The 5,203-nt window shown below is 67.8% G+C and carries 5 protein-coding genes; 2 read left to right on the forward strand and 3 right to left on the reverse strand.

The window, feature by feature from the left end; translation table 11 throughout:
- Positions 1-104 precede the first annotated feature (104 nt).
- Together ybaL and recQ are read right to left on the reverse strand one after the other, a co-directional pair.
- Positions 105-1,760 carry a YbaL family putative K(+) efflux transporter gene (gene ybaL / locus ACTHLF_RS00465; RefSeq protein WP_440323867.1) on the reverse strand — a complete coding sequence of 552 codons (1,656 nt, stop codon included), beginning with the start codon at positions 1,758-1,760 and terminating at the stop codon, positions 105-107.
- A 188-nt stretch (positions 1,761-1,948) separates the two neighbouring features.
- A complete protein-coding gene (recQ, locus tag ACTHLF_RS00470; RefSeq protein ID WP_440323869.1) occupies positions 1,949-3,760 on the reverse strand; it encodes a DNA helicase RecQ in 1,812 nt (603 codons plus the stop codon).
- 181 nt (positions 3,761-3,941) lie between these two features.
- On the opposite strand from recQ, the gene ACTHLF_RS00475 reads away from it, so the two are divergent.
- Entirely contained in the window at positions 3,942-4,208 is a 267-nt protein-coding gene (locus ACTHLF_RS00475) for a hypothetical protein (RefSeq protein ID WP_440323871.1), read from the forward strand.
- Here the strand turns inward: ACTHLF_RS00475 and ACTHLF_RS00480 are convergent.
- Positions 4,205-4,579 carry an MGMT family protein gene (locus ACTHLF_RS00480; protein WP_440323873.1) on the reverse strand — a complete coding sequence of 125 codons (375 nt, stop codon included), beginning with the start codon at positions 4,577-4,579 and terminating at the stop codon, positions 4,205-4,207. The genes ACTHLF_RS00475 and ACTHLF_RS00480 overlap by 4 nt on opposite strands.
- Positions 4,580-4,654: 75 nt before the next feature.
- Here ACTHLF_RS00480 and ACTHLF_RS00485 point away from each other — a divergent pair, with 75 nt between their 5' ends.
- Positions 4,655-5,059: a hypothetical protein gene (locus ACTHLF_RS00485; RefSeq protein ID WP_440323875.1), complete on the forward strand. Its 405-nt coding sequence runs from the start codon at positions 4,655-4,657 to the stop codon at positions 5,057-5,059.
- The last annotated feature ends 144 nt before the right edge of the window (positions 5,060-5,203 follow it).

The raw sequence follows: 5,203 nt of genomic DNA on the forward strand, positions 1-5,203 counted from the left end.
GTGGGGGGGGGGGCGGGGGGGGCGGGGGGGCCCGCCCCCCCCCCCCCCCCCCCCCCCCCCCCCGCACCCACAAGGCCGGCTGAGGGGCCGGCTTAGGGGCTGGCTTAGTGCCCGCCGTGGGCAGCTGGCTTCGGCTGTACCGCTTCGAACATGCTGCGGGCCAGTTCCTGCTCACCGTAGATCACATCGCTGGCGCCCAGGCCTGCAAGATGACTGACACAATCCGGCGAGTGCGCGCGGGCGACGATCGGCAGGTCGGGACGCAGGGCCCGGGCGGCGCGTACCACCTGGCCACCCTCGAACGGATCCGGCACGGCGACGATCAGGGCCCGCGCACCGGCGAGGTTGGCCTCGGCCAGCACCGGCGGCGCCGCGGCGTTACCGATGACGACCTCCGCACCGCCCTGCTCGCGCAAGTCGCGCACCGTGTCCTCATCGGTTTCGATCACGAGGATGGGTGCGCCCGCGGCCTGCAGCTCGGCGAAGACGCGGCGGCCGACGCGACCGAAGCCCACGAGCACGGTGTGACCGCGCATTTCGGGATGCTCATCGGGCGCATCCGCGTCGTGCTTCGCGACCCAGCGGTCCAGCGCGACGAAGAGCAGCGGGTTCACGAGGATCGAGACGATGGCGGCGGCCAGCAGGATGTCGCGGGCTTCCTCGCTGAGCAGGCCCAGCGACACCCCGAGGCCGGCGAGGATGAAGGAGAACTCACCGATCTGCGCCAGGCTCGTCGCGATGGTGAGTGCCGTCTTCGTGGGGCGACCGAACAGGCGCACGATGAAGAAGGCGGCGGCGGACTTGCCGATGATGATGATCAGGCACGCGGCGATCACCAGCCACGGCTGCTGCACCAGGATGCTGGGGTTGAAGAGCATGCCGATCGATACGAAGAACAGCACGGCGAACGCGTCGCGCAACGGCAGCGTTTCCTCCGCCGCCTGCTGCGAGAGCTTCGATTCACCCATCATCATGCCGGCGAAGAACGCGCCGAGTTCGAACGACACATCGAACAGATGCGCGGCACCGAACGCGACGCCGAGCGCGATGGCAAGCACCGCCAGGCGGAACAGTTCGCGCGATCCGGTACCGGAGACGGCCTGCAGCATCCACGGGATGGCGCGCTTGCCGATGACAAGCATCACCGCCACGAACAGCACCACCTTGCCGATGGTGATGGCGACGGTCTGCACCAGCTCACCCATGGACGGCGTGGCGGCGCCTTTGCCATCGCCAAGGAAGCCCGCCAGTGCCGGCAGCAGCACCAGCGCCAGCACCATGGCGAGGTCTTCGACGATCAGCCAGCCGACGGCGATGCGCCCGCGGTCACTATCGAGCAGGCGGCGCTCTTCCATGGCGCGGAGCAGGACGACGGTGCTCGCCACCGACAAGGCGAGGCCAAACACGAAACCCTGCGCCATCGGCCAGCCCAGTGCCCAGCCGAGCAACATGCCCAGGCCGGTCGCGACACCCATCTGCACCGCGGCGCCGGGGATGGAGATGCCTTTGACGGCGAGCAGGTCTTTCAACGAGAAATGCAGGCCCACGCCGAACATGAGCAGGATGACGCCGAGGTCCGCGAGTTCCTGTGCGATGTGCGCGTCGGCGACATAGCCCGGCGTAAACGGCCCCGCGACCACGCCAGCGACGAGGTAGCCCGCGATGACCGGCAGGCGGATGCGATTGGCGATGGCGCCGAAGATGAAGGCCAGGACGAGGCCACCGACAATGGTGGCAATGAGTGGCGTGGCGTCGTGCATGGGCGGCTCCCTGAGTCGTCGTTGGCCGCGGCGGCGTGCCACGGCATGCACCCTCGTCTCGTCACGTCGTCGAACGTATCGATGTGGGGTAAGCCCCTAAGGATTGGGGACAGCCCCCTCTCGATGCAAGCGCGTCGTCGCGATTTTCTTCAACGCTGGCACGGGTTTGAGAATACTCTCAAACCCGGTCAGGAGGCAGCGGTAAGCACCGCGAGGAAATCCTTGCCGTAGCGCTTGAGCTTGCTCTCGCCAACGCCGCTGATGGCCGAGAGCTCTTCCTCGTCCTGGGGAAGCGCGCGCAGCATGGCCAGCAGGGTCGCGTCGTGGAAGATGACGTAGGCCGGCACGCCATGCGCTTTCGCCAGTTCCGCGCGCACGCGGCGCAGGTCGTTCCACAGCGGCTCCTCGGTGACCTCGATACCGAGCGCGCTCCCCACCGCCGGCGCCGCGCCCTTCGAACGCCGGCCCTTCGACGGGCGGGCATCCTCGCGCAGCTCGACCTTGCGGGCGCCCTTCAGCACCGGGCCGCTCAGCGTGGAAAGCCGGAGGGTGCCGTAACCTTCGGGGTCGGCCTCGATCAGGCCTGCGGCCAGCAGCTGGCGGAACACCGAGCGCCACTGCGTGGCATCCATGTCGGCGCCGACGCCGAAGACGCTGAGCTTGTCGTGGCCGAGGTCACGCACACGCTCGCCCGCTTCGCCGCGCAGGATCTCGATGAGGTGGCCCGCGCCGTAACGCTGGCCGCTGCGGTAGATCGCGGACATCGCCTTTTGCGCGGCGAGCGTGGCGTCCCACGTTTTCGGCGGAACCAGGCAGTTGTCACAGTTGCCGCAATGGCCCGAGTGCGCTTCGGCGAAGGCCTCCAGAAGCAGCTGGCGGCGGCAACGCGTGGCCTCCGCGTAGCCGAGCAGGTTGTCGAGCTTCAACCGCTCGATGCGCTTGCGATCGTCGCCGGATTCCGACTGCGCGATCATCTGGCTCATCGTGACCACGTCGCCCAGGCCATAGACCATCCAGGCTTCCGCCGGCAGGCCATCGCGGCCGGCACGGCCGGTCTCCTGGTAATAACCTTCCATGCTGCGTGGCAGATCGAGATGGGCGACGAAACGCACGTCGGGCTTGTCGATACCCATGCCGAACGCGACGGTGGCGACCATGACGATGCCATCCTCGCGCAGGAACCGCTGCTGGTGGCGCTGGCGTGTTTCCTGGTCGAGGCCCGCATGGTACGGCAGCGCATCGACACCCGCCTCGGCGAGCCACGCCGCGGTTTCATCGACCTTGCGCCGGCTCAGGCAGTACACGATGCCCGCGTCGCCGCGGTGTGCATCGAGCAGGTCGAGCAACTGGCGCCGGGCATTCTGGCGTGGCGCCACGCGGTAGCGGATGTTCGGGCGGTCGAAGCTGGAAACGAAGCGGCGCGCCTCGCCCAGGCGCAGGCGCTCAACGATTTCCTCGCGTGTACGCTCATCGGCAGTGGCGGTAAGCGCGATGCGCGGCACCTCCGGGAAGCGTTCGTGCAGGAGCGTGAGCTCGCGATATTCCGGTCGGAAATCATGACCCCATTGCGATACGCAATGCGCTTCGTCGATCGCGAACAGGGCGATGGGGATGCGATCGAGCAGCGCAAGGAAGCGTGGGCTCAGCAAGCGCTCGGGCGCCACGTACAACATGTCGATGTCGCCCGCCAGCAGCTGGTCTTCCACTTCGCGCTGGGTGAGGGAATCGAGGCTGGAGTTGAGGTAACGCGCCTTGACGCCGGCCTCCAGCAGCGCATCCACCTGGTCCTGCATGAGCGCGATGAGTGGCGAGACGACGATACCCGTGCCGTAACGCATGAGCGCGGGAATCTGGTAGCACAGCGATTTGCCGCCGCCGGTCGGCATGAGCACGAGCGCATCGCCGCCGCCCGCAACCTCCTCGACGATGGCCTGCTGCTGGCCGCGGAATGCGGGATAACCAAAAACGGAATGAAGGATGTCGGAGGCGGAGGACTGCATGCGCCCATGCTAACAAACCGCACCCCCGGGCCTGAACGGCGAAGCACCCGAATCAGCGTAGGCCTACACCGCATTCAGCCGACAGCGCTTGTCCCGTCGATCGCCACGGGAGCGTAATGGACACGGGCCCAGCGCCCGCCAGCCGCCGGCTTTTTCCGGCGCATCCAAGGGGGTATCCACCATGCGCAACGTCTTCCTTTTCCTGCCCGTGCTCGCCCTCGCCGCCCTGCCCGCGTGGGCGGATGGTGGTGGGGTCGTCAGTTTTTCCGGCGCCATCCGGGAGCCCACCTGCGCGGTCACCGCCAATGCACCAGCATGCGGGAGCGCCCAGGCATCGGCGGCGCAACCGGCCGCCGGCCATCCGCTCGCCCGCGTGCCGCTGTTTGCCTACGCGCTTTCCCGCGATCCCGCCATCCGCTGGCGGGTCATCGAGGTGGTTTACCGCTAGCCGCCGGGGAAGCCCCAGATGGCGCGGTCCAGATCGTGGTCGAGGCCGAAGGCGCTCATCGGCACCCGGCCGTCCTTCACCGTGACGCCCTCGGCTTTCAGCCGCCGGCACTGCTCTCGGTAGCCCTGGGTGCCGGCGGGGATGCCGATGCGCCCATCGGCCCGGAGGACCCGGTGCCAGGGCAGGTCGAGCCGATCCGGCGCGTCACCCAGCACCCGGCCGATCAAGCGCGCCCGCCCGGGGTAGCCGGCACGCGCCGCGATGGCCCCATAACTGGCCACCCGCCCGCGCGGGATCGCGGCAACGGCCGCGATGATGCGTTGTGCCCGCAGGGCGCGGGCTTCGTCGTCGTCGAGTTCTTCTTCAGCCATGGGTCGGTTCGTGCATGCCAACGAAACACGACGAGCGTACCATCGGGGGTCCACGATCGAGCCCAGGGCAAGGCCATGCGTCACTTCGAAGCGATCCGTTCGCATGTGGGCGGTATCCACAAGCTGCGGCAGAACGAGCCGTACCTGATCAGCTTCGACCTGGAGCTGCCGGATGGCCGGCACCAGGGCATCTACCTGGCTGAGCTGGAGGATGGGGATGGCCAGCGCTTCCTGCGCCTGTCCACGCCTATCGGTCCGCTTTCTGGCGTGGATGCGCGGCGCTGCCTGCGTTTCAACTGGGAGCAGCGCACGGGTTACCTGGCCGAGGCGGACCTGGATGGCTCGCCGTACCTGCACCTGTGTGAAAACCGCCCGTACGATTACCTGGACGAGCGCGAGCTGGCCCGGCTGATCGACGAGCTCGGCGCCACCGGCGATGAGCTGGAGCAGGTGGTCAACGGAGAAGCTGACGCGTTGTAGAGCCGATCGGGCTCGCCTTCGGCTTCGCGTTGCTCGGCTTCGCCATCGCTTCTAGCGCTCTGACGTCTCTGGAAAGAGCCCTTGGCGCCCTGAGGTGGTCAAGTCTTTCTAGACAGCCGATAGGGTGTTTTTTCGACTCATCAA

Source organism: Luteibacter sp. (genome assembly GCF_051958795.1).
Taxonomy (GTDB): domain Bacteria; phylum Pseudomonadota; class Gammaproteobacteria; order Xanthomonadales; family Rhodanobacteraceae; genus Luteibacter.

Bases quoted from the DNA above. Each gene is read 5' to 3' on its own strand.
- ACTHLF_RS00480 (WP_440323873.1), bottom strand. From the start codon at position 4,579: ATGGCTGAAGAAGAACTCGACGACGACGAAGCCCGCGCCCTGCGGGCA.
- ybaL (WP_440323867.1), bottom strand. From the start codon at position 1,760: ATGCACGACGCCACGCCACTCATTGCCACCATTGTCGGTGGCCTCGTC.
- ACTHLF_RS00475 (WP_440323871.1), top strand. From the start codon at position 3,942: ATGCGCAACGTCTTCCTTTTCCTGCCCGTGCTCGCCCTCGCCGCCCTG.
- ACTHLF_RS00485 (WP_440323875.1), top strand. From the start codon at position 4,655: ATGCGTCACTTCGAAGCGATCCGTTCGCATGTGGGCGGTATCCACAAG.
- recQ (WP_440323869.1), bottom strand. From the start codon at position 3,760: ATGCAGTCCTCCGCCTCCGACATCCTTCATTCCGTTTTTGGTTATCCC.